The organism is Caballeronia sp. EK, from assembly GCF_014384845.1.
GTDB lineage: Bacteria > Pseudomonadota > Gammaproteobacteria > Burkholderiales > Burkholderiaceae > Caballeronia > Caballeronia jiangsuensis.
In genome coordinates this window covers 241812-268485 of the sequence record NZ_JACSUE010000007.1, presented here as the reverse complement: position 1 = coordinate 268485, position 26674 = coordinate 241812, and the positions used below count along the sequence as shown (strand labels likewise).

The 26674-nt window shown below is 62.8% G+C and carries 26 protein-coding genes and 2 riboswitches; of the genes, 15 read left to right on the top strand and 11 right to left on the bottom strand.

Annotated elements, in window-relative coordinates; genetic code table 11:
* Positions 1-105 precede the first annotated feature (105 nt).
* Positions 106-267 (top strand): DUF1328 family protein, encoded by a 162-nt coding sequence (locus tag IAG25_RS22680; protein WP_035508907.1) that lies wholly within the window; start codon positions 106-108, stop codon positions 265-267.
* Between the two features lie 60 nt (positions 268-327).
* On the opposite strand, the gene IAG25_RS22675 is transcribed toward IAG25_RS22680, so the two are convergent.
* From IAG25_RS22675 to IAG25_RS22655, 5 genes are all read right to left on the bottom strand, one after another.
* The gene (locus IAG25_RS22675; protein WP_187606853.1) at positions 328-507 is read right to left on the bottom strand and encodes a hypothetical protein; all 180 of its coding nucleotides are present in this window, start codon (positions 505-507) and stop codon (positions 328-330) included.
* Positions 508-522: 15 nt separating this feature from the next.
* Positions 523-2229 (bottom strand): FAD-dependent oxidoreductase, encoded by a 1707-nt coding sequence (locus tag IAG25_RS22670; RefSeq protein WP_187606852.1) that lies wholly within the window; start codon positions 2227-2229, stop codon positions 523-525.
* 22 nt (positions 2230-2251) lie between these two features.
* Positions 2252-3598 (bottom strand): MFS transporter, encoded by a 1347-nt coding sequence (locus IAG25_RS22665; protein ID WP_187606851.1) that lies wholly within the window; start codon positions 3596-3598, stop codon positions 2252-2254.
* Between the two features lie 143 nt (positions 3599-3741).
* Positions 3742-4560, bottom strand: a complete 819-nt coding sequence (locus tag IAG25_RS22660; RefSeq protein ID WP_187606850.1) for a helix-turn-helix transcriptional regulator — start codon at positions 4558-4560, stop codon at positions 3742-3744.
* Positions 4561-4617: 57 nt separating this feature from the next.
* Positions 4618-5871 (bottom strand): cation:proton antiporter, encoded by a 1254-nt coding sequence (locus tag IAG25_RS22655; protein ID WP_187606849.1) that lies wholly within the window; start codon positions 5869-5871, stop codon positions 4618-4620.
* A 115-nt stretch (positions 5872-5986) separates the two neighbouring features.
* A riboswitch (glycine riboswitch) is annotated at positions 5987-6075 on the top strand.
* A 2-nt stretch (positions 6076-6077) separates the two neighbouring features.
* Positions 6078-6182: riboswitch (glycine riboswitch) on the top strand.
* A 65-nt stretch (positions 6183-6247) separates the two neighbouring features.
* Here IAG25_RS22655 and IAG25_RS22650 point away from each other — a divergent pair.
* Positions 6248-7522 carry a D-amino acid dehydrogenase gene (locus IAG25_RS22650; protein WP_187606848.1) on the top strand — a complete coding sequence of 425 codons (1275 nt, stop codon included), beginning with the start codon at positions 6248-6250 and terminating at the stop codon, positions 7520-7522.
* Positions 7523-7561: 39 nt separating this feature from the next.
* Positions 7562-8035, top strand: coding sequence for a VOC family protein (locus IAG25_RS22645; RefSeq protein ID WP_187606847.1), 474 nt, complete (start codon positions 7562-7564; stop codon positions 8033-8035).
* A gap of 4 nt (positions 8036-8039) precedes the next feature.
* Here the strand turns inward: IAG25_RS22645 and IAG25_RS22640 are convergent, their stop codons facing one another.
* Positions 8040-9095, bottom strand: coding sequence for a substrate-binding domain-containing protein (locus IAG25_RS22640; protein WP_187606846.1), 1056 nt, complete (start codon positions 9093-9095; stop codon positions 8040-8042).
* A 227-nt stretch (positions 9096-9322) separates the two neighbouring features.
* Between IAG25_RS22640 and IAG25_RS22635 the strand changes: the two genes are divergently transcribed.
* From IAG25_RS22635 to IAG25_RS22615, 5 genes are read left to right on the top strand one after another with little or no spacing between them, the layout of a single operon-like run.
* Positions 9323-10315: a substrate-binding domain-containing protein gene (locus tag IAG25_RS22635; protein ID WP_187606845.1), complete on the top strand. Its 993-nt coding sequence runs from the start codon at positions 9323-9325 to the stop codon at positions 10313-10315.
* Positions 10316-10322: 7 nt separating this feature from the next.
* A complete protein-coding gene (locus IAG25_RS22630; RefSeq protein ID WP_187606844.1) occupies positions 10323-11843 on the top strand; it encodes a sugar ABC transporter ATP-binding protein in 1521 nt (506 codons plus the stop codon).
* The gene (locus IAG25_RS22625) at positions 11836-12849 is read left to right on the top strand and encodes an ABC transporter permease (protein WP_187606843.1); all 1014 of its coding nucleotides are present in this window, start codon (positions 11836-11838) and stop codon (positions 12847-12849) included. Before IAG25_RS22630 ends, IAG25_RS22625 begins: the two co-directional genes overlap by 8 nt.
* Entirely contained in the window at positions 12846-13865 is a 1020-nt protein-coding gene (locus tag IAG25_RS22620) for an ABC transporter permease (protein WP_187606842.1), read from the top strand. Before IAG25_RS22625 ends, IAG25_RS22620 begins: the two co-directional genes overlap by 4 nt.
* Positions 13862-14737 carry a sugar phosphate isomerase/epimerase family protein gene (locus IAG25_RS22615; protein ID WP_187606841.1) on the top strand — a complete coding sequence of 292 codons (876 nt, stop codon included), beginning with the start codon at positions 13862-13864 and terminating at the stop codon, positions 14735-14737. The genes IAG25_RS22620 and IAG25_RS22615 overlap by 4 nt, the downstream gene beginning before the upstream one ends.
* Positions 14738-15423: 686 nt before the next feature.
* Here IAG25_RS22615 and IAG25_RS22610 read toward each other — a convergent pair.
* Positions 15424-16725 (bottom strand): aspartate aminotransferase family protein, encoded by a 1302-nt coding sequence (locus tag IAG25_RS22610; protein WP_187606840.1) that lies wholly within the window; start codon positions 16723-16725, stop codon positions 15424-15426.
* 76 nt (positions 16726-16801) lie between these two features.
* Here IAG25_RS22610 and IAG25_RS22605 point away from each other — a divergent pair, with 76 nt between their 5' ends.
* The 6 genes from IAG25_RS22605 to IAG25_RS22580 all read left to right on the top strand — a co-directional run bounded on the left by IAG25_RS22605 (position 16802) and on the right by IAG25_RS22580 (position 21673).
* A complete protein-coding gene (locus IAG25_RS22605) occupies positions 16802-17686 on the top strand; it encodes a LysR family transcriptional regulator (protein WP_187606839.1) in 885 nt (294 codons plus the stop codon).
* A gap of 220 nt (positions 17687-17906) precedes the next feature.
* Positions 17907-18416: a helix-turn-helix domain-containing protein gene (locus IAG25_RS22600; RefSeq protein ID WP_187606838.1), complete on the top strand. Its 510-nt coding sequence runs from the start codon at positions 17907-17909 to the stop codon at positions 18414-18416.
* Positions 18413-18820 carry a VOC family protein gene (locus IAG25_RS22595; protein WP_187606837.1) on the top strand — a complete coding sequence of 136 codons (408 nt, stop codon included), beginning with the start codon at positions 18413-18415 and terminating at the stop codon, positions 18818-18820. Before IAG25_RS22600 ends, IAG25_RS22595 begins: the two co-directional genes overlap by 4 nt.
* A gap of 62 nt (positions 18821-18882) precedes the next feature.
* Complete coding sequence (locus IAG25_RS22590) at positions 18883-19386, top strand: SLATT domain-containing protein (RefSeq protein ID WP_187606836.1); 504 nt, start codon at positions 18883-18885, stop codon at positions 19384-19386.
* Positions 19387-19536: 150 nt separating this feature from the next.
* Entirely contained in the window at positions 19537-20520 is a 984-nt protein-coding gene (locus IAG25_RS22585) for a phytanoyl-CoA dioxygenase family protein (RefSeq protein WP_187606835.1), read from the top strand.
* A gap of 58 nt (positions 20521-20578) precedes the next feature.
* Positions 20579-21673 carry an acyltransferase family protein gene (locus IAG25_RS22580; protein WP_187606834.1) on the top strand — a complete coding sequence of 365 codons (1095 nt, stop codon included), beginning with the start codon at positions 20579-20581 and terminating at the stop codon, positions 21671-21673.
* Between the two features lie 12 nt (positions 21674-21685).
* Here IAG25_RS22580 and IAG25_RS22575 read toward each other — a convergent pair whose 3' ends face one another.
* A complete protein-coding gene (locus IAG25_RS22575; protein ID WP_187606833.1) occupies positions 21686-21889 on the bottom strand; it encodes a hypothetical protein in 204 nt (67 codons plus the stop codon).
* Positions 21890-22127: 238 nt separating this feature from the next.
* On the opposite strand from IAG25_RS22575, the gene IAG25_RS22570 reads away from it, so the two are divergent.
* Positions 22128-23078, top strand: coding sequence for a hypothetical protein (locus IAG25_RS22570; protein ID WP_187606832.1), 951 nt, complete (start codon positions 22128-22130; stop codon positions 23076-23078).
* An 8-nt stretch (positions 23079-23086) separates the two neighbouring features.
* Here the strand turns inward: IAG25_RS22570 and corA are convergent, their stop codons facing one another.
* The 3 genes from corA to IAG25_RS22555 form a co-directional block, all read right to left on the bottom strand.
* A complete protein-coding gene (gene corA, locus IAG25_RS22565; protein WP_187606831.1) occupies positions 23087-24064 on the bottom strand; it encodes a magnesium/cobalt transporter CorA in 978 nt (325 codons plus the stop codon).
* Between the two features lie 156 nt (positions 24065-24220).
* Complete coding sequence (locus IAG25_RS22560; RefSeq protein ID WP_187606830.1) at positions 24221-24439, bottom strand: hypothetical protein; 219 nt, start codon at positions 24437-24439, stop codon at positions 24221-24223.
* 240 nt (positions 24440-24679) lie between these two features.
* Positions 24680-26605 (bottom strand): bifunctional diguanylate cyclase/phosphodiesterase, encoded by a 1926-nt coding sequence (locus IAG25_RS22555; RefSeq protein WP_187606829.1) that lies wholly within the window; start codon positions 26603-26605, stop codon positions 24680-24682.
* Between the last annotated feature and the right edge of the window lie 69 nt (positions 26606-26674).

Below are 26674 nucleotides of genomic sequence, written 5' to 3'. Positions count from 1 at the left end.
GGAAAAAGCTATGCTCCATCCGGTAAGGAATACTGCTTGCTTAAGCTAGTCCACTGTCCGCGACATGGGGCGCGCGGCGGATCTGAACCGGAGGGACATAACATCATGTTGTATTACGCGTTGGTCTTTTTCATTATCGCGATCATCGCCGCCGCCCTCGGGTTCGGCGGCATCGCGGCAGGCGCAGCGAGCATCGCGAAGATTCTATTCTTCATATTCCTCGTCATCTTCCTCGTGACGCTGGTGATGGGCCTCATGCGACGTTGACGGCCGTCTCGTACGAGCGTCGTGTCGAGGCTGGTCGGCACGACGCTTTTTCTTCGCGAATCAATCTGCGATCCCATCGCTCGCTTCGTCGATCAACTTGAGCGACGCGTCCGGGTCGTTCATCTCGCCGATTGCAAGCAAGGCAAAGCGCGCGAGAAAAAGCGATGCTTTCGCTTCACCGAGTTGTGTCATCGTTTTGCACAGGCGCGTGTAGACGGCGTCGAGTTCTGCATCGTTCATGATCTTCTCCCTCGTTCAATCGGTTGATGCGGACAGCGCGCGTGCGATCGCCGCTTCGATATCGTGCGGTTGCGCATCGCGCCAGCGGCCGAGCACGTGTCCATCGGGCCGCAGCAAATACACAGTGCCGGGCCGTGCGTCGTAACGCTCGAAGATGCGGCCCGTGTGATCCCATGCGTGCACGCCCTGCGTTCGCGGATGCAGATGCGCGCTCAACGGCACCGCCCTGAACGGCAATCCGCTCGCGCGCAACGCGTGCGCGAGCGTCGCGAATGCGACGGGCAAAGCGCCGTCTTCGGTAAAGCACAGCGCGGTTAAGCTCGGGCCGGCGAGATCGGTCAGATGCGCTTCGCGTCCATGCCCGGCCTCCACGATCGTCACCGGATACTCCGCCAGCACCGCGCCGGGAACGGGCCCCGATGCGAACACATCGCGATCGGCGACGTTCAATGGCGAGGTCGCATATGTAATCGCCGAGGTCTGCCGCGGATTGATCAGCGAGCGCACTTCGGGATGCCTGGCCGCGAGACTCAGCACCGCCGTGCGCATCAGATCGAATGCGAACGAAGGCGGCGCCATGAACTCCGTGCTCTTCGTGCCGTAGCTCAGATTCTCGTGCGTGGCGGCGACGCGCTCGTCCGAATAGCTGTCGAGCAGCGTATCGGACGCGAGTCCCTTCACGACGAGCGCGAGCTTCCACGCGATGTTGTCGGCATCGTCGATACCGGAGTTCGCGCCGCGCACGCCGAAGATCGGCACGAGATGCGCAGCGTCGCCCGCGAACATCACGCGCTGATGGCGATAGCGTTCCAGCGTCAGCGCATTGGCCTTGTAGATCGTGATCCAGATCGGCGACCATGCGCCCGTTTCGCCCATCATGTCGAGCAGGCTTTGCACGCGCGGGATGACGTTATCGGGCTTCACGGCTTCGTCGGCATCTTCGCCGTCGCGTAGTTGATAGTCGATGCGCCATACGTTGTCGGGCTGTTTGTGCACGAGCACGGTCGAGCCCGGATTCGACGATGGATCGAAGTATGCGAGCCGCTCCGTCGGCCGCTCGCTTTCGAGCTCGATATCGACGATCACATAACGGCCTTCATAACTCGTGCCCTTGAGTTGAAGACCGAGCGCTTCGCGTATCGTGCTGCGGCCGCCGTCGCTCGCGACGACCCAGCCGGTTTCCAGCGCGTAATCGCCATCGGGTGTCGTGAGTTGCAGCGTCGCGCCATCGTCGCGCGCGTCGATCGATTTCACGCGTGTCTGCCAGCGAATATCGATGAAGTCAGCGCGCTTCTCGGCGGCATCGAGCAGAAACTGTTCGATGTGATATTGCGCGAGGTTGACCATCGGCGGCAGCTTCTGGTTTTCGTCCTGCGGCATCGTGAAATGCAGCACTTCCGTGTCGCGATAGAAGCTTCGGCCACCCGTCCACGGCAGGCCGGTTTTCAGAAAGCCGTCGAGCGCGCCCAGACGTTCGATGATCTCCAGGCTGCGCCGCGAGATGCAGATCGCGCGGCTGCCGTGACACACGGAATCGTCCGCTTCGATCAGCACCGAGCGCACGCCATGATTCGCGAGGCCGAGCGCAATCGCGAGCCCGACTGGGCCGCCGCCGACGATCGTCACGTCATGACGTTTCACATCGATGCCTTTTTCCAGCGCCGGAACGCGCGCCGCATACTTTTTCGCCGTGAACGGATACGGCTTGAATGGCTTGTTCATCCAGTGCTCCTTGCGTGATTCCTTAGACGGCTTGCGCTTTGTTTTGCGTGATCGGCAACATCATCACGACGACCGCGCCGAGCGCGAGCAATACTGCCGAATAGATCAGCCCCGACGTGAAGCTGTGCGTCGCGTCCTTCAGCCAGCCGACGATCAACGGATTGAGCGCCGAACTGATGTTGCCGGTCGCATTGATCACCGCGATGCCGATGGCGCGCGCTCTAAAGCTCAATGCGTGATCGGGCGTGGTCCAGAAGATCGACATCGCCGTATACGAGCCCGCCGACGCGAGGCACACGCCGAGCATGCGCAGCGCGGGGTTCGTCGAACATGCGGTGCAGAGCCAGCCCGCGGCGGAGAAGAGCATCGGCAGCATGAGGTGCCATTTGCGCTCCTGCTTGCGATCCGAGCGGCGGCCCCAGACGATCATCGCGACGATCGTGCAGATCTGCGGAATGGCCGCGAGCAGACCGATCGTGCGATTGCTCGCATCGGCGCTGAAGCTCTTGACGATGAGCGGCGTCCATACCGCGACCATCGCGAGCGTGTTCACGAGACAGAAGTATGCGATCGCGAACTTCACCACGGTCGGCGAAAGCAGTTCCGCGACGATGCTCGCGCCTCGTGCATGCTGAGTCGGCGTGGTCGCGTCGCCGGAATGTTCGGATGCGAGCGTGGCGGCGAGCGCGCGTTTCTCGTCGGCATCGAGCCAGCGCGCGGTGGCGGGACTGTCGTCGAGATAGCGATACACGACGAGGCCGAGCAGCGCCGACGGCAAGCCTTCCAGCAGAAAGAGCCATTGCCAGCCCTTCAGGCCGAGCGTGCCGTCGAGCCCGAGAATGAAGCCGGAAAGCGCCGAGCCGACCGCCGCGGTCACGGGCATCGCGATCATGAAAAGCGCATTGGCGCGCGCACGGTATGCGCCGGGAAACCAGTACGTGAGATAGAGCAGAATGCCGGGCAGAAAACCCGCCTCCGTCACGCCGACCAGCACGCGCAATACGTAGAGCGACGTGGGGCTCGTCGCGAACATCGTGGCCGTCGATGCGAGGCCCCACGCGATCATGATCGTGCCGATCCAGCGGCGCGCGCCGATGCGCGCAAGCACGATATTGCTCGGAATGCCGAACGCGATGTAGGCGACATAGAAGAGCGTCGTCGCGAGCCCGAATTGCGTGCTCGTGAGACCGAGGTCCTTCATCATCGTCAGGCCTGCGAAGCCGATGTTGATGCGGTCCAGAAACGAAAAGAAGAACAGCACGAAGAGGAACCACAGCAGATGCCGCGAGACCTTCGCGATCACCGGTTGTTCGTGCGTATGGGGTATGGGGGTCGCGTTCAATGCGCCGCTTGCGCGGGTGGATTCCATGCTGTCGTCTCCGGTCGTGTCGCTGTGTCGGACATCTGATGCGTCGGAGTATGAAGCGCGGGATCGGGCCGCCTGTCCTCAATTTGGGTACAGCGCGAGGCCCTCAGCGGATCGGGGAAAACACGGATACGTTCGAAGAATTGTCAGACCTTGCCCGGCCCGATGCACAGCGCGAACAGTTGCCGCTGGCTCGAAATGCCGAGCCTGCGGTATGCGCGCTTCTGATACGTGACGACGCTCGTCGCCTTGATGCCCATCGCATCGCCGATTTCCTGCGCGGTGCGGCCTTCGAGCACGCCGGTGAGCACGTCGAGTTCGCGCTTGGAGAGTTCGGGGCACAGGCCGCGCACGCGCGCGAGCATCAGATGCGAGATCGGCATGTCGCGCTGCCCGCAGATCGCGTAATGATGCTTCGCCGCGTGCGCGATGAGCGGCGCCATCGCTTCGATCAAAGCGATCTCGCGCGGATGGTAATTGCCGAAGCGCGTGTCGCGATACAGGTTCACGGAGAGCCACAGATCCGCGCCCGGCTGCACGAGCAGCGACACGCGGTCCGACACGTTCGGCTGGTGATAGCACGCCGCGCGATACGCCTCGTTGGCGATGTCCTCGCTCGTCTGCCGATGCAGCACGAGCATGGAGCCGGGCTTCTCGTTGCGCGCCGAGGAAACGATCTTCTGATTGCCGTCGAGCGCGTAGAAATGGCGCGCGTAAGTGTCGGCGACATCGCGCAGGAAGCGCCCGCCGCGATGATCCGCCACCGACACCGTGCGCGGCCGGTTGCCGAATTCATACGCGAAGATCGTGCATTGCGAAATCGCGGCGACGTCGCCGAGCAGCTTCAGCACTTCGGCGGCGAGCGCGTTGGAATCCTCGCTGCCGATCGACGATACAAGCTCCGTCGCGCGGCTGAGATCCAGCTGCCCGTTCGAGGAGACGCGGTCGAGTCGCCAGGAGCGCATGATGGGCTAGACGAGATACGTGTGGATCCCGCTATTCTAAGCCCGCGCTCCCATCCGCTAACGCGCGATGGCCGAGCGCAGCGCCGAATTGCGGCGCACGATCCAGTTGAAGAGCGGCGTGGCCATCAGCGTGCTGAGCACGGCCATCAGCACGAGGATCGAAAACAGTCCGGGCAGGATCACGCCCGCTGCAAGGCCGATGTTGATGATGATGAGCTCCATCAGCCCGCGCGCGTTCATCAGCGCGCCGATGGCCATCGCGTCGCCGGAAGGCTCGCCGTTCGCGCGCGCGGCCGCCCAGCATGCGATGCCCTTGCCGCCGAACGACGCCAGCAGAATCGCCACGGCCGCGAGCATGATGGCCGGGTCCATCAGCATGTCGAGGCGCGTGTTGAGGCCCGAGTAGGTGAAGAACATCGGCAGCAAAAACACGACGACGAAGGGCTGCAGCATGTCGCGCAGCTTTTCCGTCAGCGGGCCGCGCGGCAGCGCGACGCCGAGCAGAAAGCCGCCAAAGACTGCATGAATGCCGATGGCGTCCATCGCGAATGCGCACAGCGAGAACAGCGCCAGCACGGTGGCGAGCACGCTCGTGGGCAACGGCGCGTGCGGATTCAATCCGGCCGCGAGCCGGCGCAGCAACTTGCCGCCGGCGAAGATCATGAAGAGCGCGAAAGCCGCGCCGCCGCCGATCGCCGCATACGCGCCCGTCCACGAGCCGCCGAAGCTCGCGAGCACGATCGCGAGGATGCACCACGCGGCGGCGTCGTCGAATGCGCCCGCGGTGAGCGCGAGCGTGCCGAGCGACGTGCCGGTCAGCCCGCGTTCGTGGATGATGCGCGCGAGCATCGGAAACGCGGTGATCGCGATCGCCGCGCCGAGAAAGAGCGACGCCTCGTAGAGCCGCACCTTTTCCGCGAAGAGACCGGGGATCGTGTGCAGCCACGGCGTCAGCGCGAACGCGAGCGCGAACGGCGCGACGATGCCCGCGATCGACACGCTCATCGCGCTTTTAGCGCGGGCGCGGAAGTGGTCCGCGCGAAACTCCGTGCCGACGAGAAACATGTAGAGTCCGACGCCGAGCTGCGCGGCGACGTAGAGCATGCCCATCGTCGCCTTGGGAAAGAGCGCCTGCTGCCAGTGCGGCAGCAGCATCCCGAAGAGCGAAGGGCCGAGCAGCACGCCCGCGATCATCTCGCCGACGACTTGTGGCTGACCCACGCGCTGCGCGAGCCTGCCGACGAGCTGGCTCGCGAGCACGATCACCGCGGCCTGGGCGAAAAAATAGACGGACAACTGGGAAGACGGCATCTTTTGAGCAGCGAATAACGGACGACGGGAGTCTGAGGGCGAGGGCGGCGATCTGTCAACGTGTCGGCGGGGGCTTGCCATGCGCATTTCGTACCGGTATTGTGCAAGCGTTCGACAAAGCGTCACGGAAGAGTTCGTCCTCGCGACGACGCCGACGGAGCAACCGCCCCGGAAACTCTCAGGCAAAAGGACCGTGCGCGCTGGAACATCTGGAGAGCGGCGCCTTTGCGCGCCCACCGAAGGGGAGCCCAGGCTGCCGGCGTGAACGTCGGGTGGCACGCGGGCGAAACTCTCAGGTACATGGACAGATGGGGCATCGGTGCCGGCTGCGGCATGTGGCCAAGGCCGGCGATGCTCAATCAATCTGGATCATGTCATGTCACGAATCGCCATCATCGGCGCCGGGATCACCGGCGTCACGACCGCTTACGCCCTTGCGCAGCGTGGTTTTCACGTTACCGTCATCGAGCGTCATCGCTATGCGGCGATGGAAACGTCCTTCGCCAATGGCGGGCAACTGTCGGCGAGCAATGCCGAAGTGTGGAACAGCCGCGCCACCGTGCTGAAAGGCCTGAAGTGGATGTTCACGCGCGACGCGCCGCTCCTCATGAATCCGCGGCCCGGCTGGCACAAGTACAGCTGGATGGGCGAGTTCCTGCGGCAGATTCCGAACTATCGTGCGAATACGGCCGAAACCGTGCGCCTTGCGATCGCGGCGCGCGAGCATCTGTTTCGCATCGCACGGGACGAGAAGATCGACTTCGATCTCGAACGGCGCGGCATCCTGCATTTCTACGCGAGCCGCAAGGAGTTCGACGCCGCATCGAAGGTCAACGAGATCCTGACCGGCGCGGGCCTCGACCGTCACGCGGTCTCGCCGGAAGAGATCGCATCGATCGAGCCGACCCTGCGCGGTGCGTTTCATGGCGGCTTCTTCACGCCGTCCGATTCCACCGGCGACATCCACAAGTTCACGCGCGGACTCGCCGATGCATGCGCGCGGCGCGGCGTCGAGTTCCGCTACGACACGTCGGTGACATCGATCGACGAACAGGCGGGGCGGCTCGCGCTCAACGTCGAGCACGCGGGCGAGACGCAGGCGCTCCAGTTCGACGGCATCGTGATCTGCGCGGGCGTCGGCAGCCGCGCGTTCGCATCGATGGCGGGCGATCATCTCAACGTCTATCCGGTCAAGGGCTATTCGATCACCGTCTGCCTCGACGACGCGCGCAGCCGCGATCACGCGCCGTGGGTCAGCCTGCTCGACGACCGCGCGAAAATCGTCACGAGCCGGCTCGGCGCGGACCGTTTCCGCGTGGCGGGCACGGCGGAGCTGAACGGCTTCAATCGCGATATCCGCGCGGATCGCATCGCGCCGCTCGTCGAATGGACGCGGCGTCATTTCCCCGATGTATCGACCGCGCGCGTGATTCCGTGGAGCGGCCTGCGCCCGATGTTGCCGAGCATGCTGCCGAAGGTCGGGCAGGGCAAGCGTCCGGGCGTGTTCTACAACACCGGACACGGGCATCTCGGCTGGACGTTGTCGGCCGCGACGGCCGAGATCGTCGCGGAAACGGTGTCGCAGCGCCTGCCTTCGAAGCGCGTGCACGTCGGTTCATCGTCGCAGGTGAAGGTGAATACGCCGGCGTGATATCGTCGGCGCACTGTTCACTGTCCGAAGGAGCGCGCAATGGCCGAACTCGTCAATTGCCTGTGGTTCGACGGTAATGCCCGTGAAGCGGCGGAGTTCTACGCCGCCACCTTTCCCGATAGCCGCGTCGGCGCGGGCCATGCGTCCGCGAAGCCGGGCGTGGGGCAGGGGCCGGAACTGACCGTCGAGTTCACCGTGCTCGGCCAGCGCTTCCTCGGACTGAACGGCGGCCCCAACTTCAAGCCGAACGAAGCGGTGAGCTTCATGGTGCATACCGCCAGCGCGGAAGAGACCGATCGCTACTGGAACGCGATCGTCGGCAATGGCGGCGAGGAAAGTCGGTGCGGCTGGTGCAAGGATCGCTGGGGTTTTTCATGGCAGATCACGCCGAAGCGGATGCTCGAGATTTTCAGCGGCCCCGATCGCGAAGCCGCAAGACGCGCGATGGACGCGATGATGACGATGAAGAAGATCGACATCGCCGCGATCGAGCGCGCGGCGGCGGGCGGCTAAAAGCTCAACGATCGAATTCCTTCGTCTGATCGGCTTCCTCGAACATCTTGCCGAAGCCCGTCGGCACGAGCACGACGGAGCGATCGGCGGGATCGTAGTGATCGGCGAGTGCGAACGCTTCCGAGATGATCGTCTGCACGTCCTGGCGCAGCATCGTCACGTCGAAGGACAGATGCGCGGCGAACGGGTCCCAGTCGAAGCACCCGACGACCGCCGATTTCCACGCATCGGGCGATAACGTCGATGTGAACTGCACGAGACCTTCGAAGGCGGTGATCGAGTTCATCAGCAAGCCCGATGGCAACCGCCCGAGCTTCTCGTGGCGAACCGCGAGCGCGCGTCTCGCGGACGCGGCGTTGTAGCCGCAGCATTCCACGGCATCGGACGCGGGCGCGATGCGCCGTGCTTCGAACGCATCGCGAAAGCCCGCTATGCGCGTCTCGGTCGCGTATTCGCCAGCCACGCCGCCAAGCAGAATCAGTTCGTCCGGAGATTCGCCGCGCGCGATGAGCTTGTCGATCAGCACATCGGTGATCGCGCGCGCGCCGCTGCGATTGTCCGACACGACCGACGGCGCGCCGTCGCCGGGCAGATCGACATTGATCGACGGCACGCCAGCCGCCGCACAAAGCGCGTTGAGCGGCGCCGGATTGCGCACGCCGGCGATGAACAGCAATTCCACTCGTTGTGACAGCAGCGTCTCGGTGACGCTCACTTCGACAGCCGGATCGCGCTGCGTGCCGACGACGATCGGACACAGGCCGCGGCTGCGCGCCTGATCCTCGAAAGTCTGCGCGAGGCCCGCGAAAAAGCGGTTGCGGTAGTGCGGCAGCACCATGCCCGCGAGCCCCGATCGCGACAGCCGCAGCCCGCGCGCCTTCATGTTGACGTTGTAGCCGAGCGTGCGCGCGCTCTCCAGAATCCGGTTCGCCGTCTCCTCCTTGATGCGATAACGCGTCCAGGTGCCGTTCAGCACCATGCTCACTGTGGCCGTCGACGATCCCGTCGCCTTCGCGATGTCGTAGATCGTCGACTTTTTTCCGGGGGTATTGCTGACCATCGGGCTTCGCTCCAACCGCGTGTGTTTTCCCAGACGGTAGCCTGTCCGAAAGACGGAACCGAACTAGGGTTTGTCCGAGTCGACCCTGTTGCTGAATAGATTCAGCATACGCCGAACCGGGTTGCTGAATGGATTTAGCGTCATTCGTCCAGACACCGGCGCATCTGGAATTCCGATCACTCAACTGGGCGTCTGCTCGATGTGTGCGGATGTCCTCCGGAGGAGACATGTCCAAGAATATGATTCGCTCGTTGTGTGCAGGCGTGGCCGCATTCGCGTTGGCAATCGGCATGGCCTCGGCGTCGCCCGACAAGCCGGTCATCGGTGTCGTCGTGAAGATCGGCGGCATTCCGTGGTTCAACGCGATGGACGCCGGCATCAAGAAGCGCGCCGAGCAACTCGGCGTGAAGGCGTTCATGGTCGGCCCGACGAGCGCCGATCCGGCGCTGCAGGTGCGTGCGATCGAAGATCTCATCGCGCAGAAGGTCGATGTGATCGGCGTCGTGCCCAACGATGCCGAAGTGCTCGAACCCGTGTTGCAGCGCGCCCGCGCGGCAGGCATCAAGGTCATCACGCACGAATCGCCCAAGCAGAAGAACGCCGACTGGGACTTCGAGCTCGCGTCGGTCAAGGGCTTCGGCGAGGCGTACGCGAAGCGTCTGGGCGAAGCGCTCGGCGGCAAGGGCGAATACGCGGTGTTCGTCGGCTCGCTAACGGTGCCGCTGCATAACGCATGGGCCGATGCGGCCATCGCGTACATCAAGGCCAACTATCCGGGCATGACGCTCGTCGGCGACCGGTACGGCGTCGCGGAAGACGTCGATGCATCGCGCAAGACCGCGCTCGATCTGATGCGCGCGCATCCGAATCTGAGGGCGATTCTCGCGTTCGGCAGCCAGGGGCCGATCGGCGCCGCGCGCGCGGTCCAGGAAAAGCAGATGAAGGGCAAGGTGCTCGTGCTCGGTCCGTTCTCGCCGGGACAGGGCCGCCGTCTCGTTCACGACGGCGTGCTGACCGGCGGCTACATGTGGAATCCGGCGCAGGCCGGCGAAGTCTTCGTGACGCTCGGCACGATGGTCGCGAAAGGTCAGCCGATCAAGGACGGCACGAACATTCCGGGTCTCGGCGTCGTGCATCCCGATGGCCACAACCTGATCGTCGATCAGCTGGTCGATCTCAACGAGAAGACCGTCGACGAACTCGCGAAGTCGGGCCTCTGAGCGTTGCATGATGCGCGAAGCCGCCGCCGCCGAACCTGACCGCACGCCTTTGCTTGCGCTCGACAACATCTCCAAGGTGTTCGGCGGCGTGAAGGCGCTGAAGGCCGTGAAGTTCGACGTCATGCCCGGCGAAGTGCTGTGTCTCGCGGGCGAGAACGGCTGCGGCAAGAGCACCATCATCAAGATCATCAACGGCGTGTATCAGCCGGAGCCGGGCGCGGTGATGCTGATGGACGGCGAGTCGATCGAAGGTCTCGATCCGGCGCGGGCGCGCGAGCTCGGCATTCAGGTCATCTGGCAGGATCTCGCGCTCTTTCCGGAGATGACCGTCGCGGAGAATATCGCGTTCGAGCAGAACCTCGGCGGCCGTCCGCGCTTCGTCAATTACGGGAAGATGAAAGAGGCGGCGCGCAGGATTCTCGCGCGGCTCGGCGTCGGCATCGATCTGAACCGGTCCGTGCGTTCGCTGTCGATCGCGCAGCGCCAGATCGTCGCCATCGCGCGGGCGCTCGTGCGCGATGCGCGCCTCGTGTTCATGGATGAGCCGACGGCATCCCTGAGCCACGCCGAGACCGAGGCACTGCTCGCAATCGTGCGTCGCCTGTCGGCGGACGGCATCGCGGTGGTGTTCGTGAGTCACCGGCTCGCGGAAGTGCTCGAAGTCTGCACGCGCGTGACCGTGCTGCGCGATGGTCAGTACGTCGGCACGTTTCCGACCGAAGGGATGACGCAGACCCGTCTCACGGAACTGATGACGGGCCGCACCTTCGATTACGAAGTGCGCAAGACGGACCTTTCCGCGGCGCCAGTCGTGCTGGACGTGCGGGGATTGTCGCGTGGCCGCGAATACGCCGATATCTCGTTCGTAATCCGCCAAGGTGAAATTCTCGGCATGACGGGACGACTGGGCGCGGGACGCACGGAGCTTGCATTGTCGTTGTTCGGCATGACGCGGCCGCGCGCCGGATCGATGCATATCGAAGGCAGAGAGATCGCGCTGCGCTCGAATCGCGATGCGATCCGCAAAGGCATCGCGTATGTGTCCGAGGACCGCCTTTCGCTCGGACTGGTGCAGCCGCAGTCGATCGGCGACAACACGGTCGCCGCGGTGCTCGACCATCTTCTGGACGCGACGCATCTTATTTCTTCGCGCAAGCGCAACGACCTGATCGCGGACTGGATCGCGCAACTCGCGGTGAAGATCGGCAAGCCGGACGATGCGGTCTCGACGCTATCGGGCGGAAACCAGCAACGCATCGTGCTCGCCAAATGGCTGGCGACGAACCCGAAGCTGCTGATCCTGGATTCACCGACTGTCGGCGTGGACGTGGGCGCGCGCGCCGGCATCTTCGCGATCATCCACAAGCTGGCGGCGCTCGGCATGGCGATCCTGCTCATCTCCGACGAAATTCCCGAGGTCTATTTCAACTCGGATCGCATTTTGCACATGCGCGACGGCCGCATCGTCGGGGAATATGTGCCGGGCGCGACGACCATGGAACACATCGAGCGAGACGTCCATGCCTGATCTGCGCAAATTCGGGATCGGTTCGATCGAGGCGCTGCTGATCCTCGTGATCGCCGTGATGATGATCGGCCTGAGCCTCACGACATCGACGTTCCTCACGCTGTCGAATCTCTTCGATCTGCTCAACCAGAGCTCGGTCAACATCATCTTCGCGGTGGGGTTGCTGGTCGTGCTGATCGCGGGCGGCATCGACATTTCGTTCGCGGTGGGGGCGTCGGTCGCGCAGTATCTGACCGCGCTGACCGTGATACGGCTCGGCGGCGGCAACTGGGCGCTCGGCTTCATCGCCGCGGCGTGCTTCGGATTTCTGCTCGGCGCGTTCAACGCGACCATCATCTATCGCTTCAAAATCGTCTCGATCGTCGTGACGATCGCCACGTTCAACGTGTTCTTCGGCGGCCTCATGTTTCTGACGGGCGGCGTGTCGATCTACGATCTGCCGGACTGGTGGGTCGATCGCGTGTCGATCGTGCATTTCGATACCGCGAGCGGCGCGGCGAATCTCGCGCTGCCCGTCGCGGTGATGGTCGCGATGGTCGCGGCGACATGGTTCCTGCTGCGCCGCACGACGACCGGCCGCCAGCTCTACGCGATGGGCGACAACCCCGAGGCGGCGCGGCGCGTGGGCGTGAACATCGGCGCGATGCATTACATCGCGTTCGGCTGGCTCGGCATGATGGCCGGCATCGCGGGACTGATGCAGGCGCACTACGTGCAGGAAGTGGTGCCCAACGCGCTGTACGGCCGGGAGCTCGATGTGCTCGCGGCGGTGGTTCTGGGCGGCGCGCGTCTCGGCGGCGGACGCGGCACGATCCTCGGCGCGATCCTCGGCATCCTGCTCACCGCGATCACTGCGAACGGGCTGAATCTGCTCGGCATCTCGCCGTATGCGTTCAAGATGATCATCGGCGCGATCATTCTCGTCGCGATCACCTTGTCGAGCGGCGGCTTCGCGAAGCTGGTCGGATCGCGTTTCGCGCCGGCAGGCGGCAGGGCTTCGTCATGAAAACGCGCTCGTCCCAACCGCTCGTTCCCGCCGATGTCGCCGGTCTGCTCGGCTTTCTCGTCATCGTGATCGTCGCGATGAGCTTCGCGTCCGATCGCTTCTTCACGGCGAGCACGTTCGTATCGGTCGCGTTCCAGTTGCCCGAGCTCGGCTTCTTCACGCTCGCCATGCTGATGCCGCTGATCTCCGGCGGCTTCAATCTCGCGGTGACGTTCACGGCCAACATCTCGGGCCTCGCGATGGCCTATGTGCTGCACACGCACGGCGGCGCGGACGCGGGCGCGCTCGCGATCCTGCTCGGCATCGCCGCCGCGCTGGCGACGGGCGCGGCATCGGGCTGGGTGATGGGCGCGGTGATCGCGCGAACCGGCGCGAGCCCGATTCTCGTCTCGCTCTCGATGATGATCTTCCTGCGCGGCCTCGGCGAATTCCTCACGCGCGGCGGCGATATCTCGGGCTTTCCGCCGTTCGTGCGCGAGATGGGCAACGGCGTGTTTCTCGGCGTGCCGATTCCGCTGTGGATTTTCATCGGCTGCGCGGTGCTGTGGCATGTCGTGATGACCCGTTCGCGGCTCGGCTTCGCCACCCGCATGATCGGCTCCAATCTCGAAGCGACGCGCTATTCCGGCATCGCGACGACACGCGCGGTCACGCGCATCTACATGTTGTCCGGACTGATGTGCGGCGTCGCGGGCGTCGTGATGGCGGCGCAGTTCAATTCGGTGCGCGTGGGTCATGGCGAGGCGTTTCTGCTGATCTCCGTGCTGGCGTGCTTCCTTGGACGCGTCGATCCGTTCGGCGGATTCGGGCGCGTGGTGCCGGTCGTCATCGCGCTGGTGATTCTTCAGGTGATCGCGTCCGGGTTGAATCTGCTCGGCGCGAATCAACATCTCGCCACCGCGTTGTGGGGCGTGTTCCTGCTGGTGGTGATGCTCATCCGTTGGGCGTGGGCCAACGGCATTTCCAAAACACGGTTCCGCAGGCGCGTGACCGCATCGGAGGGAGTCGCACGATGAACAAGCTTGGCGTACATGCACTGGTGTGGGAGGGCGATCTGACGCCGGAATCGACGCGCAAGGTGATCAGCCAGACCAGGGCCGCCGGTTTCGATCTGGTCGAGCTTTCGCTGCACGGGCCGAAGGTGATGGATCTCGCGTTGACGCGCGATCTTTTGCAGGAGCACGGGCTGGATATCGGCTGCTCGCGCGGACTGACGTTCGATGCGGACGTTTCAAGCGAAGATGCCGCGACGGTCGCGCGAGGTGTCGCGTTGCTGGAGGAAGGTATCACGATTACTTCGGAACTGGGCGGCGGTTATTTCGGTGGCATTCTTTATGGCGCGATGGCGAAGTATTCCGCGCCCGTCACGAAGCAGGGCCGACGCAATGCGGTGGATTCGCTCAAGCGCATCGCCGAATTTGCGCAGAAGAAGAACGTGACGCTCGGGCTCGAGGTGGTGAATCGCTATGAGAGCAATTTGCTGAACACGGCGTCGCAGGCGCTCGCGCTGATCGACGAGGTGAACGCGCCGAATGTCGTCGTGCATCTCGATACGTATCACATGAATATCGAGGAATCGGATTTCATGCAGCCGGTGCTGGAGTGCGGGAAGCGGCTCGGGTATGTGCATATCGGGGAGAGCAATCGAGGTTATCTCGGCTCGGGGACGATCGACTTTTCGCAGTTCTTTCACGCGCTCGCGATGATCGGATATCAGGGCGTCGTGACCTTCGAGAGTTTTTCGTCGACGGTCGTGAACGAGCAGTTGTCCAATGCGCTTGCGATCTGGCGCAACCTTTGGGACGACGGGATGGATCTCGCGATGCATGCGCGTGAGTTCATCGCGGGGGGGATTAATGCCGCGGCGATGGCGCGGGAGCATCATTGATGTTGGTGTTGGGTTTGGGGTAGCGTGGGGGGTTGTTTCGCCGGATCCCGTTTTCTTTTTGGTTTATTAGCGTTGCCCCTATGCGGGGCGGCAGTCACTTTCTTTGCTGCTGCAAAGAAAGTAACCAAAGAAACAGCTATCCCCAGCCTAAGCACTTCACACCGGCCGCGGCACAGGCGATTGGCCTAATGGCCCGGCAGTAGCGAGTGCCCTCGAAGGTCTCGCGGGGCTTGGACCGCGCACGGTCTGATACATCGCACCACACAAGAAACTGGTTCAGCACCAAATAGCTCCAGCCCGCTTCGCGGCCGATGGGTCAATCGGGTGCGCGCGGGCTTCTTCGATGGTTTCCCTCGCATACCCGACGGCAGCGCGTAGCGCTGTGCCGATGCTATTTGGTGCTGAACCAGCGCGCTAAAACACCTAGCGCGGCAGACCGTGCGCGAGCCAAGCCCGAATAGGCCTTTGGGGGCGACACTTAGGCGAGGGCCACTCGCGGCTGGCAAGCATAGCCAACGTGCGTGTGACCGCGGGCTTAAACGAGCTGCTTTCTTTGGTTACTTTCTTTGCAGCAGCAAAGAAAGTGACCCCCGCCCCGGGGAGGGGCAGTGCTAATAAACCAACACGAAACCGGGATCCGGCGAAACAAACCCCGAACCACAACAGCCGCCTCCCCAATGAAACCTCTACAACGACCGCTCGATAGCCTTGCCGAGCAAATCAATCCCGAGATCGATCTCTTCCTCGCTGACGGTGAGCGGCGGCGCGATACGAAACACCCCGCCCATGCCAGGCAACTGCACGATATTCATGCTCAACCCGAGATTCATGCATTCGCGCGTGATCTTCGCCCCGAGACCATCGGCGGGTTCCTTGGTGCGTCGATCCTTGACGATCTCCACGCCGAGCAGCAGACCGCGCCCGCGCACATCGCCGATGCAGTCAAACCGTTCCATGAGATCGAGCAGGCCGCGCCTGAGCCGCGCGCTCATCACGTTCGCGCGCGCGACGAGCCCATCGCGCTCGACCACATCCAGCACGCGCAGCCCAACAGCAGCCGGCAATGGATCGGACACATGCGTCGTATAAAACAGATAGCCGAGCTCATGCGCTCTTTCTTCGATCGCCGCCGACGTCACGGTGGCCGCAAGCGGCAAGCCCGCGCCCAGCGTCTTCGATAGCGTGAGGATGTCGGGCGTGACGCCGTCGCGCTGGCACGCGAACATCGTCCCGGTACGGCCGATACCGGTCTGCGCTTCATCGAGGATCAGCAGCATGCCGCGCTCCTCGCACTTGCGCTTCAACGCCGCCATGTAGCCTTCCGGCAATTCGATGATGCCGCCCGAGCTCAGTATCGGTTCCGCGATGAAAGCCGCGAGATTCCCGCTCGACTGACGATCGACGAGATCGAACGCGTAATCCAGTTCCGCCAGCCAGTCGTAATGACCGTTGCGCTCAAAGCGCGCGCGATACGGAAACGGCGCGGGAATCGCGAACGAGCCGACCGCCGCCGGACCGACGCCCTTGCGCCCCGCGCTGTACGTGGCGGACGCGGCATGTCCCGTCATGCCGTGCCACGACTGCGCGAAGCCGACGATTTCATATCGCCCCGTCACGAGCTTCGCCATGCGGATCGCCGCCTCGTTCGACTCCGCGCCCGTGCTGAGCAGAAGCGCGCGATCGAGCCCGGCGGGCGTGATGTCGGCGAGACGTGTCGCGAGATCGACCACGGGACGCGACAGCATCCCGCTGAAGAGATGGTCCAGCTTGCCCGCATATTCGCTGATCACCGACACGATGTCAGGGTGACTATGACCCAGCACGGCGCTCATCTGTCCCGACGTGAAATCGAGAATCGCGCGGCCGTCCGCGTCGTAGACGAAGCTGCCCTGGGCGCGCTCGATGATCATCGGCTCGAACGTGCCGCCGTAGCGGATGAGGTGCTGCCTGGCGTTCTGCCAAAAAGTTGCGTCGTTGTTCTTGGACACCGTGCTTCTCCTGGCGAAAGGTGAAAGAACTTGCAGTGTAGTCGGCGCTCTGGTTTTATAGAATCGAATAGTTCTAATGCGAGATAGAAGAGGATCTAATATCTTGAGTCTTTCGCTTGAGATCGAATTGCTGCGATCGTTCGCCGTCATCGCGGAAGTGCGGGCGCTTAGCCGCGCGGCCGAGCGCATCGGCCGGACGCAATCCGCGCTCAGCCAGCAGATGAAGCGGCTGGAGGATATCGTCGATCAGCCGCTCTTTCAGCGCACCGGCCGCGGCGTCGTGCTGACGAATCCCGGCGAGCGTCTGCTCGTGCACGCGCAGCGCATTCTGCGGCTTCACGATGAAGCGATGGCCGATCTGTGCGGCAAAGGGCTTTCAGGCAGCATCCGCTTCGGCTGTCCGGACGATTACGCCGCCGTTTTCCTGCCGAGCCTGCTGCGGCAGTTTTCGAGTCAGCATCCGCATGCGCTCGTTGAAGTCGTGTGCGGCCCGACGCCCCGGCTCGCCGAGCAGTTGAAGAAGCGCGCGCTGGATCTCGCGATGCTCTCGCTGCCCGAAGACAGCCCCGGCGACGACGTGATCCGGCGCGAGCAACTCGTCTGGATCGGCTGTCCGGGGATGGATTCGGCGCACTACGATCCGTTGCCGCTCGCGCTCTCCGATCCGGACACGCTCGATCACATCGCCGCGTGCGACGCGCTGCAGCGCGCGGGCAAGGCGTATCGCATCGCGTATGCGAGCAGCAGTCTCGCGGGTCTCACCGCGCTGGTGCGCTCGGGACAGGCTTTCGCGGTCATCACGCAGACAGCGGTGCCCGCCGATCTCTGCGTGCTGAATGCCGATCCCGGTCTGCCCGCGTTGCCGGGCGTGGGCATATCGCTGAAGTTCGCGCGGGAGCGGCCGTCGCTGCTGACGGCGGCGTTTGCGGAGCACATCCGGTTGACGCTGCCGTTGCTTTGATTCGATTCGGCGAAATGAACCGCAAATCGCCCGCTTTCCGGCGCTTGGCGCTGCATTTGCGCGCGCTAAGATGCTTTCCATCCCCTCTAGCTCTTTTCCCTCCAGGGAGTGAGCGATCTTCGCGTCGTGCGGATTTTCGTCCGCACGACGCTTTTCTTTTGCGGCCGAAGCTGGCGTGTGCGGGCTACACTAACCGCTTACTTTTCGCGCTCCGAACGCCATGCCATCACGCGATCACGACAGCGCCGACGCCTCGCAAGATCCGGCACTGCTGCGGCGCCTCCTGCGCGCCAAAGACCGCATGGATGCGTCGTCGCACGAAGACTGGCCGGTCAGGCGTCTGGCCGACGTCAGCGGCGTCTCCGAAGCGCATTTCGCGCGCTCGTTCAAGCGAGCCTTCGGCATTCCGCCGCATCGCTATCTGCTGACGCGGCGCATCGAGCAGGCCGTCACGCTGCTGCGCGACACCGACCTTTCCATCACGGACATCGCGTTTGTCACCGGCTGGGAAAGCCTCGGCACCTTCGGCCGCATCTTTCGTGATGTCACGGGCCACAGTCCGGGCGCGATGCGCGTCGAGTCCCGCGCCGTCGCGCCCGCGCTCGATCGCGTGCCCGCCTGCGTACTGAAGGCTGCGCAGCGCCCCGATCTCACGATCGCAGTTTTGGAGAAGCGGCGGCGGGGCGCGACAGGTACAGTGCGGCCATCTTCAACGAAGGAGGTCACATGAACCAGGGCATCAGCGTGGTGGGCATCTATGTCGACGATCAGGACGAAGCGCTCGCGTTTTACGTCGACAAACTCGGATTTCGCGTTCACACCGACGTGCGCAACGGCACGTACAGATGGCTCACCGTGCAGCATCCGGATCAGCCATCGTTCCAGCTCGGCCTGTTCGCGCCCGGCCCGCCCATTCACGACGACGCCACCGCGCTTACCCTGCGCGCGATGGTCGCGAAGGGCGCGATGCCGCCGCTCGTGTTGTCCGTCGCGGACTGCCGCGCGACCTACGAACGGCTGAAGGCGGGCGGTGTCGAGTTCACGCAGGAGCCGGTGGATCGCTTCGGCAGCGTCGATGCGGGCTTTCGCGATCCCGCCGGCAACGGCTGGAAGATGATTCAGGCGCCGCGCTGAACGGGACACGATCTGTCCGTGTTCGCGGCGACGATGAGGTCTGTTCATGAAATGCTTCGAACATGACCGACTTGCTCCTTCAATCGCAACGAACCGGCACGCCTTCCTCGTATGATCCGCCTCGCGACACGCCGGCGCTCGTGCTGGCGTGGATCAGGCGCGCCCGCGAATCGCAGATTCGGCACTACACGACGGCCGACCGGCTGACGCGCTGCGGCCGACGCCTCGGTCTTGGCGTCATCGGCATCACGGCGGCGACGGGCACGTCGGCGTTCCTTTCGCTCGTCGCGCAGGCGGTGTCGCCTGACGTGCGCATCATCATCGGCATGACGAGTCTGAGCGCGGCCGTGCTCGCCTCGTTGCAGACGCTCCTGCGCTACAGCGAGCGGGCCGAGCTGCATCGCCGTGCGGGCGCGCAGTACGGCGCGGTGCGGCGGCGTCTCGAAGCGCTCCACGCCGCCAGTCCCTGTGTGCACGACGCATGTGTGATCGATGCGGTGCGCGACGAACTCGATCACATCGCGCAGACCGCGCCGCATTTGCCGCGCGCGGCGGCGAAGTCGTGATCGTCGGAAACCCCGCCGGCGTTTTTGCCACTTCAGGCCAATCCCTTGGCGGAATCCGTCAGGAGCGACGCAGGCCGACTCTTTCGACGTAGCGTGTAAGGGCTCCCGAGAGAGCGATCATGCCGGTCTAATCAGCCTTCGGTGCCCACCATGTACAAGATCCTTAGTCCGATTGGAACTGAAATCGAAATTCCGGAAAGCGTGGCTCAGAACTCGACCACATTCGACTTGATCGACCTCGCCGGTGCAAAGCAATACTACGAGGAGAATGGCTATGTCGTCGTGCGCGGCGTAGTGGATCAGACCGTGTGCGATTCCATTCGCAATGCGTTCGAGAATACCGTCAAGCGCTATCCGGGATACATATATCGGCAGGCGACGGCGAATCCGGAAAAGAACAGGATCAACGAATACGGGTTCGTGATGAATCCGCTGCTCAATCTTCAATCTCTTGGTGATCTGGAGTTCGCGCCGCTAAAGCAGTTAGCGGTCAGAGCCTTTGCGAGTACGCCGATCAAGGCCATCACGCGAGAACTCTTTGCGGAAGACGGCAAGCTCGTGCAGAGCATGTATTTCGAAGGAAACGCGGAAACGTGGCCTCATCAGGACACGTATTATCTCGATAGCGAGAGAATCGGCACGATGGTGGGCTGCTGGTACGCCTTGGAGGATATCGACGCGGGCGCGGGGCGCTTCTTCGTGGTGCCGCGCAGTCATCGTATCGACATGGTGAAGAACGGAAAGAACTTCGACGTTGCGTTCAATCACGGTCAATACAAAGAGCTTGTGAGGAAGATCCTCGCTGAACAACAACTCGAATTCCGCGCGCCATTTCTGCAGAAAGGCGACGTGCTTGTCTGGAACTCGAAAACGATACATGGAAGCTTGCGCACGACGCGGCCGGAATTTTCCCGCAGTTCTCTGACGTCGCATTTCATTCCGGCCTCGCACCGGTTTCTGCAGTTTCAGTCGAAGATCAAGCCGCTGAATTTGCGCGAGTTCAATGGCATGGCGTTCAATTGCCCGAAGGACATGGAGCGGCTGTCCAGCCGCGTGGTGCTGGGCATTGAAACCACATTCCCCAAGACATTCCAGATGGCAAAGAAGCTGGCCATCAAGGCCCTGGTGAAATGAGGCGCTCGAGGCCTCAAGAAATGTATTGACGACACCGGCGCCGACGAGGTTATCCGCAATGACCAAACTGGATTCTTTGCAAGGGCTGCGCGGCATCGCGGCCAGCCTTGTCGTGGCATTTCACGCGGTCAATAGCCTGAAAAACGCCGGTTGGGTTCCCGAGTACACGTCGGGATTTGCTATCCGGGGCATGGCGGGCGTCGATATCTTCTTCGTGATCTCCGGCTTCGTGATGGTATTGACCACGGCCAACAAGCCGCGGGGAATCGATGCCGCCCGGAAGTTCATGCTCGCGAGACTGACTCGCATTGCACCCATGTACTGGCTTTTGACGACGTTCATGGTGATGCTCCTGTTGTTCGCGCCTTCCGTTTTCAGCACCGAAAAATTCAACCTCGCGCGGACCATCACGTCCTATCTCTTTCTGCCCTATGAAGTCAAAGAGGCGGGACATGCATATCCCGTCCTGTACGTAGGGTGGACACTCACGTATGAGATGTTCTTCTATCTAGTCTTTGCTGTCTCGCTATGCTTTGCCGAGCGTCCCATGCGGTATTGCATCGTGGCGTTCTTCGTGGTGCTTGGACTCGGGTCGTTCATAGCTCAGCCGAACGCCTTTTACTGGCGTTTCATGACGAACCCGATGATGCTCGAATTCGTTTTCGGCTGCATCATCGGATGGATGTATACGCAACGGATGAAGGTTCCCATGGCCGTCTCAGCCTGCATGGCAGTGGCTGGAATACTGGGATTCTTTGTGTCTCCCATCACGCCCGAAATGGAGCATCGGTTCATCTTCGCCGGCATTCCATCGGCGCTGCTCGTGGCAGGGTTTGTTTTCTGGGAATCGGCGAACGGATGGATTCCAAAACTCGTTCTGCTTCCCGTCGGCAATGCGTCTTACTCGATCTATCTTACGCATACGCTCACGGTACCCGTTATCGCCCACGGTCTCGGACACTTCGACAAGTCGCGGGCTTTGCAGGGTGATATCGCATGCGTTCTGCTTGTGATGGCCTCCATATTCGTTGGCTATCTTGCCTATCTGACGATGGAGCGTCCTCTGAACGAAGCTTTGCGCGCCTTCATGAAAAGAACGAAGGACGGAACCCTGCAATCCGAAGCGAGCGTGACTCCACTAGTCGAACGATGAGCTCAGCGCCGATTATCGCGGGCACATCTTTCCGCGCGTCAGGTGATAGCCTGCGACCAGCCCCATGTCATAGGCGCTTTCCAGCGCGCGCACGATATCGATCGGCTTGACGGCGATGCGATCGTCGAGTGCATCGCCGCTTCTGAAATCGACATCGAAGCAATCGGTGGCGATCTCGCTCAGTGTGGTCAGGCGTTCATCGGTCAGCAGGCTCATTTCATCGTCCTCCGCTCAGGTATGCGTGCATATCATGGGGGCGCTGAATTAGCTCCGAATTAACGGCCGCGTCGCGAAAAGAGCCTTATTCGCCTGACAATTGAACGCTTCCCGATGCGTTTGTTTGATCTTCCGAAACGTTGCCCGGTATGCTACGGTGATTCGTATGTATTACTTGCGACCGGGCGATCGCTGATTGTCGATCGGCCTTCCGAACTGATTCGGACGGAGTGTGACAATGGACCAGCGGGCCGGCGGCTCGTCGCTATATCTCATCATCTGCCCCCGGTGTGAAAGCCTTTCATCAGTAGAAGAAAGCGTATGCCCGTTCTGCGGCGCCGACCGGCACGGAGCCGTACTCACGAAGGGCGCGGAGACCGCGGTGCGAGCGGTCGAGGCGGCGCGCGGCGTAACACGTCATTTTCAGGAACCGAGCGAAGTGGCGCGCGTGCGCTGGAGCGTGCGTCCGCGCCGGCGCGAGCCGCGTTTGCCCGCACCAGCAACCGCCACGGCCAGCACGGTCGTAATCGAACCGCAGCGCGCTTCGAACTCGATACTGGCCACGGTCGCGATGGGCGGCGTCGTGATCAGCGCGTGTTTCCTGATACGCGCTTATTTCGGACAACATCCGTCGACGGCGCGCGCGGCCGGACTGCCTGTCGCGGTCGCGGGCAGCGTCGGACAACAGGCACCGCCGAAAGTCGATGTGGCGCCGCAGCGAATCGTCGAGGCGACGCATCGCGGGCCGGCGAATTCTTCAGCCGAAACGCCTTCGCCGTTGATGGCAGTAGCCGCGTCGAGTGAAGTCCACGACACTCCCCCGGTTGTCGTTCCCGAACGACCGGTCGCGGCGAAACATCCGGCGTCCCGCGCGCAGCACGCGGTCAAAGCCGCGCCCAAAACGGTTTCGAAGGCCGATTCGAAAGCCGTATCCAAGGTCGCTTCCAAAGCAAAACCCGCCGCCGCATGTGCGCACAAAGCCGGTCGCGCATGTACCGAGCCGCCGCAACGCCGCGTGGCTAGCGCGGAGCCGAAGAATCGGCAGGCGGCCAAGTCGCCGAGTCCCGCGCCGGTCGCACGAACGAAAACCGCGCCGAAAGAATTCCAGAAGGTCGCGGCCATCCCTGCGCCGGTGAAACCCGCCATGACGACTGACGGAAGCTGGAAGCCGGGCAAAACGAAGAATTAAGCGGAAGCTCAAATCCACTTCGCCTTTCGAAACCAGCGAAAGAGCAGGAAGTCGATGGTGACGATCGCCGCGATGACGATCGGATAGCCAAAGCGCGCGTGCAATTCCGGCATGTGCTCGAAGTTCATGCCGTAGATGCCGGCGATCATCGTCGGCACCGCGAACATCGCCGCGAAGGTGCCGAGACGCTTGGTGATTTCGCTATCGGCGAGCGCGATCATGCCGAGGTTGACCTGAATCGCGGTGATCACCATTTCGCGGCGTCCTTCGATCGCGCCGACAATCCGCTCCAGATGAACGTAGACGTCCTTGAAATAGGCGGTCATGCCTTCGCAGAGGCCCGGCACGCGGCCGCCGGTCAGCTTGCCGACGCCTTCGAGCAGCGGGCCGACGTGATGACGCAGCACCACGAGCTGCCGCTTGAAGCGATACAGGTCTTCGATCAGCTCGCGCGAATCGCGGCCCTCCTGACGCGAGAAGATGCGGTCTTCCAGCACTTCGAGTTCGGCGGTCATCGTTTCCAGCACGGAAAAATAGCCGTCGACGATATCGTCCATCAGCGCATAGAGCACGAACGCGGAACCTTGCCTGAGAAGGGGCGGTTCGCGCTCGCAGCGTTCGCGGACTTTCTTGAAGCCGTGCATCGTGCGCATGCGCACCGAGAGCACGTAGTTCCTGCCGACGAACACATCGACTTCGCCGAACAGCAGACTGGCGTCGTCCTGCAACTCGACGGTGTGCATCACCGCGAAGAGCGACTCGCCGTATTCCTCGATCTTCGGCCATTGATGATGCGCGCGCACATCCTCGACAGCGAGCTCGTGCAGACCGAATTCCTCTTTCATCGCATCGAGTTCGGCGGGCTCGGGATCCTTCAGCGCGACCCAGACGAAGCACTCCGGCTTCTGCACGTAATCGCTGATTGCTTCGATGGTAATGTCGCCGAGCTTTCGGCCGTCCTGATAGGCGGCGCAGGCAATCAACATTGTCGGTCTCCATGCAAGACAGACATGCATCGTGCATCGCCCAGTCGACGCTTTTATGACATCGCGCACGACGTCAGTGCGTTTTCAGCGCGATGCGGCGGGGGAAAATTGGCAGGGGATGCGCTTCGCGCGAGACGCGAAGCGCATTTGCAAGGCTTATGCGGCGGGTTGCCAGTGATCGTCCACGGTCTTGTCGGTCACGCGGACCTTCGCGACCATCGGGGCATATCCGCGCAGCTTGATTTCGTCGGCGGCGAGTCTTTCCGAGCGATAGACCTGCTGCGTGATCTTCGTGCCGTCATGGAATTCGAGCGTGTAGCCGTCGATCGGTCCCCACTGGCCCTTCGGCATCGGTTCGATATAGACATTCTGCATTGCGTTACTCCCGCGTGATTGGAAAGCACTGGGCGGTCCGCATCGGCGAACGTGCACCTCTTGTATAAGAGGTTATCGAAGAAACGACGGCGGCCGGGTGCCGTACGTGGTGTTGCGCACCAAATAAAAATCGATATGAATCAACGCGCTATGCGCACGCTCTCATGATGAGAAAGCCGATCCTCCGATGTGCAACCCGCGCCGTGCTGCCATGCAGCGTAGATTTTCGGGAAACGGACCTCAATTCCGCATCGTGAGAATTTCGTGTCGATAGTCGTCGATCGCGGGCGTCGCGGCTTCGGCAAATACGGGGGCGAAGCGAAAGCCGTTGCGCCCCTTGCGCTTGGCCTCGTACATCGCGCGATCGGCGTCGGCGAGGATCGCTTCAGCGGAGGTATCGAAGCCGCCAGCGCACATCGCGATGCCCACACTCGTGCCGAGGTGCGCCTCTCCGCAACCGAGCTCGAAAGGCCGGCCGATCGCGCGGCAGATATCCTGCGCGATCCGGCTGCATGCGCTCGCCGACGAAATGCCCCGCGCGAGCAGCACGAATTCGTCGCCGGCCAGGCGGCAGACGAGGTCGCCGGCGCGCGTCGTCTTTTTCAGGCGCGCGGCTACTTGTCTGAGGAGTGCGTCGCCCGTGTCGTGGCCGTGCTGGTCGTTGACGCTCTTGAAGCCGTCGAGGTCCATGAAGAAGAGTGCGAAGGGCACGTCTTCGTCACGGGCCGCATCGACGGAAAGCGCGAGCTGCTCGGCGAGCGCGCGGCGGTTGGGCAGGCCCGTCAGCGCGTCGAGCATCACTTCGGAGCGCATCTGGTTCTCGCGCCGCTTCGTCTCGGTGATGTCCTGCGACATGATGTAAAAGCCGCCGACATCATCGCGCCGGTATTCGGGGATATACGTCGCGTTCCAGATGCGGCCGGGCGCGCCCTCGTAGACGATGTCCTCGTGCGTCACGCGTTCGCCCGCGAGCACACGGCGAAAGTAGGGCAGGCAACGCTCGAACGTCGCCGCGCCGATCGTGTCGAGCACGTATTTGCCGCGCAATGCGGCCGGCTCGACGCCGAACACCTCCCGATACATCTGGTTGTTGAAGCGGTAGCGCAGATCGGCATCGACATGAGCGATCAGCACCGGCAGGTTGTCCGTGATCGTCTGCAACGTGGTGCGGCTGCTGGTCAGTTCGCAGGTGCGTTCGAGCACGCGGCGTTCGAGTTCCTGCCGGTAATCGCGCAACATCTGTTCGCTGTGCTTGCGGCTCGTGATGTCGTGCATCACGCTCACGAAGTGCAGCGGCAGGCCACGTTCGTCGCGAATCAGCGCGACGGAAAGCTCGATCCACACAGGCTCGCCGTCGCGGCGTCTGTATCGTTTTTCGAGCGTATAGGTCTTTCTCGCGCCGTCGAGCAGTTCGCTCACGAGTTGCAGATCGGCGGGAAGGTCCGCTTCCTCGGTGATCTGCTGAAAGGTCATCGTGACGAGTTCATCGGCGCTATAACCGGTGATTTCGCACAGCTTTGGATTGACTTCGACGAAGCGGCCGCTCAGATCGACGATCGCCTTGCCCGTCGGCGTTCGCTGGAAGATCGTGTGAAAGCGCGATTCGGACAGACGCAGCTTGCGGCGGTCCGCTTCCTGAAGCTCGCGCGTCTCGCGTGCGGCTTCACGCTGAACGATTTCGCGCTCGACGGTCGCCGCGAGATCGCACAACGAGGCTTGCAGGGACGCGCTCAACGTTCTCGGCTTCGTGTCGATGGCGCATAGTGTGCCGAGCACGAGGCCATCCGACGAGCGCAAGGGCACGCCCGCATAGAAGCGGATATGAGGCGCGCCCGTGACGAGCGGATTGCCCGCGAAGCGTGGATCGTCCCGCGTATCTTCGACGAGCAGCAGACGCCCGGAATGCAGCGCGTGCGCACAGAAGGACACGTCGCGCGCGGTTTCGCATACATCCAGTCCGACGCGCGATTTGAACCACTGCCGATGTTCATCGACGAGCGACACCAGCGCGATAGGCACCTGCAACAACTCGGCGACGACGCGCGTCACGCGGTCGAAGACTTCTTCCTGCGCGGTGTCGAGCAGCTCGAGGCTGCGCAGCAACTGGAGCCGTTTCGCTTCATCTGCGGGCAGAGGCGCCGCGTGCCATTCGTGTACGGGTTGCAAGGTTCTTCTCGATTCTTATCGGTAACGTGCCCAATGCCACGTCGGCAATTTATCGAACCCTGCGCAATC

Excerpts from the sequence above, each read along its gene's own strand:
- IAG25_RS22560 (WP_187606830.1), bottom strand. The coding sequence starts at position 24,439 with ATGCAGAATGTCTATATCGAACCGATGCCGAAGGGCCAGTGGGGACCG.
- IAG25_RS22670 (WP_187606852.1), bottom strand. The coding sequence starts at position 2,229 with ATGAACAAGCCATTCAAGCCGTATCCGTTCACGGCGAAAAAGTATGCG.
- IAG25_RS22580 (WP_187606834.1), top strand. The coding sequence starts at position 20,579 with ATGACCAAACTGGATTCTTTGCAAGGGCTGCGCGGCATCGCGGCCAGC.
- IAG25_RS22570 (WP_187606832.1), top strand. The coding sequence starts at position 22,128 with ATGGACCAGCGGGCCGGCGGCTCGTCGCTATATCTCATCATCTGCCCC.
- IAG25_RS22575 (WP_187606833.1), bottom strand. The coding sequence starts at position 21,889 with ATGAGCCTGCTGACCGATGAACGCCTGACCACACTGAGCGAGATCGCC.
- IAG25_RS22585 (WP_187606835.1), top strand. The coding sequence starts at position 19,537 with ATGTACAAGATCCTTAGTCCGATTGGAACTGAAATCGAAATTCCGGAA.
- IAG25_RS22650 (WP_187606848.1), top strand. The coding sequence starts at position 6,248 with ATGTCACGAATCGCCATCATCGGCGCCGGGATCACCGGCGTCACGACC.
- IAG25_RS22660 (WP_187606850.1), bottom strand. The coding sequence starts at position 4,560 with ATGCGCTCCTGGCGACTCGACCGCGTCTCCTCGAACGGGCAGCTGGAT.
- IAG25_RS22635 (WP_187606845.1), top strand. The coding sequence starts at position 9,323 with ATGTCCAAGAATATGATTCGCTCGTTGTGTGCAGGCGTGGCCGCATTC.
- IAG25_RS22665 (WP_187606851.1), bottom strand. The coding sequence starts at position 3,598 with ATGGAATCCACCCGCGCAAGCGGCGCATTGAACGCGACCCCCATACCC.
- IAG25_RS22680 (WP_035508907.1), top strand. The coding sequence starts at position 106 with ATGTTGTATTACGCGTTGGTCTTTTTCATTATCGCGATCATCGCCGCC.
- IAG25_RS22655 (WP_187606849.1), bottom strand. The coding sequence starts at position 5,871 with ATGCCGTCTTCCCAGTTGTCCGTCTATTTTTTCGCCCAGGCCGCGGTG.
- IAG25_RS22615 (WP_187606841.1), top strand. The coding sequence starts at position 13,862 with ATGAACAAGCTTGGCGTACATGCACTGGTGTGGGAGGGCGATCTGACG.
- IAG25_RS22645 (WP_187606847.1), top strand. The coding sequence starts at position 7,562 with ATGGCCGAACTCGTCAATTGCCTGTGGTTCGACGGTAATGCCCGTGAA.
- IAG25_RS22675 (WP_187606853.1), bottom strand. The coding sequence starts at position 507 with ATGAACGATGCAGAACTCGACGCCGTCTACACGCGCCTGTGCAAAACG.
- IAG25_RS22600 (WP_187606838.1), top strand. The coding sequence starts at position 17,907 with ATGCCATCACGCGATCACGACAGCGCCGACGCCTCGCAAGATCCGGCA.
- IAG25_RS22605 (WP_187606839.1), top strand. The coding sequence starts at position 16,802 with ATGCGAGATAGAAGAGGATCTAATATCTTGAGTCTTTCGCTTGAGATC.
- IAG25_RS22630 (WP_187606844.1), top strand. The coding sequence starts at position 10,323 with ATGATGCGCGAAGCCGCCGCCGCCGAACCTGACCGCACGCCTTTGCTT.
- corA (WP_187606831.1), bottom strand. The coding sequence starts at position 24,064 with ATGTTGATTGCCTGCGCCGCCTATCAGGACGGCCGAAAGCTCGGCGAC.
- IAG25_RS22595 (WP_187606837.1), top strand. The coding sequence starts at position 18,413 with ATGAACCAGGGCATCAGCGTGGTGGGCATCTATGTCGACGATCAGGAC.
- IAG25_RS22640 (WP_187606846.1), bottom strand. The coding sequence starts at position 9,095 with ATGGTCAGCAATACCCCCGGAAAAAAGTCGACGATCTACGACATCGCG.
- IAG25_RS22620 (WP_187606842.1), top strand. The coding sequence starts at position 12,846 with ATGAAAACGCGCTCGTCCCAACCGCTCGTTCCCGCCGATGTCGCCGGT.
- IAG25_RS22625 (WP_187606843.1), top strand. The coding sequence starts at position 11,836 with ATGCCTGATCTGCGCAAATTCGGGATCGGTTCGATCGAGGCGCTGCTG.
- IAG25_RS22590 (WP_187606836.1), top strand. The coding sequence starts at position 18,883 with ATGACCGACTTGCTCCTTCAATCGCAACGAACCGGCACGCCTTCCTCG.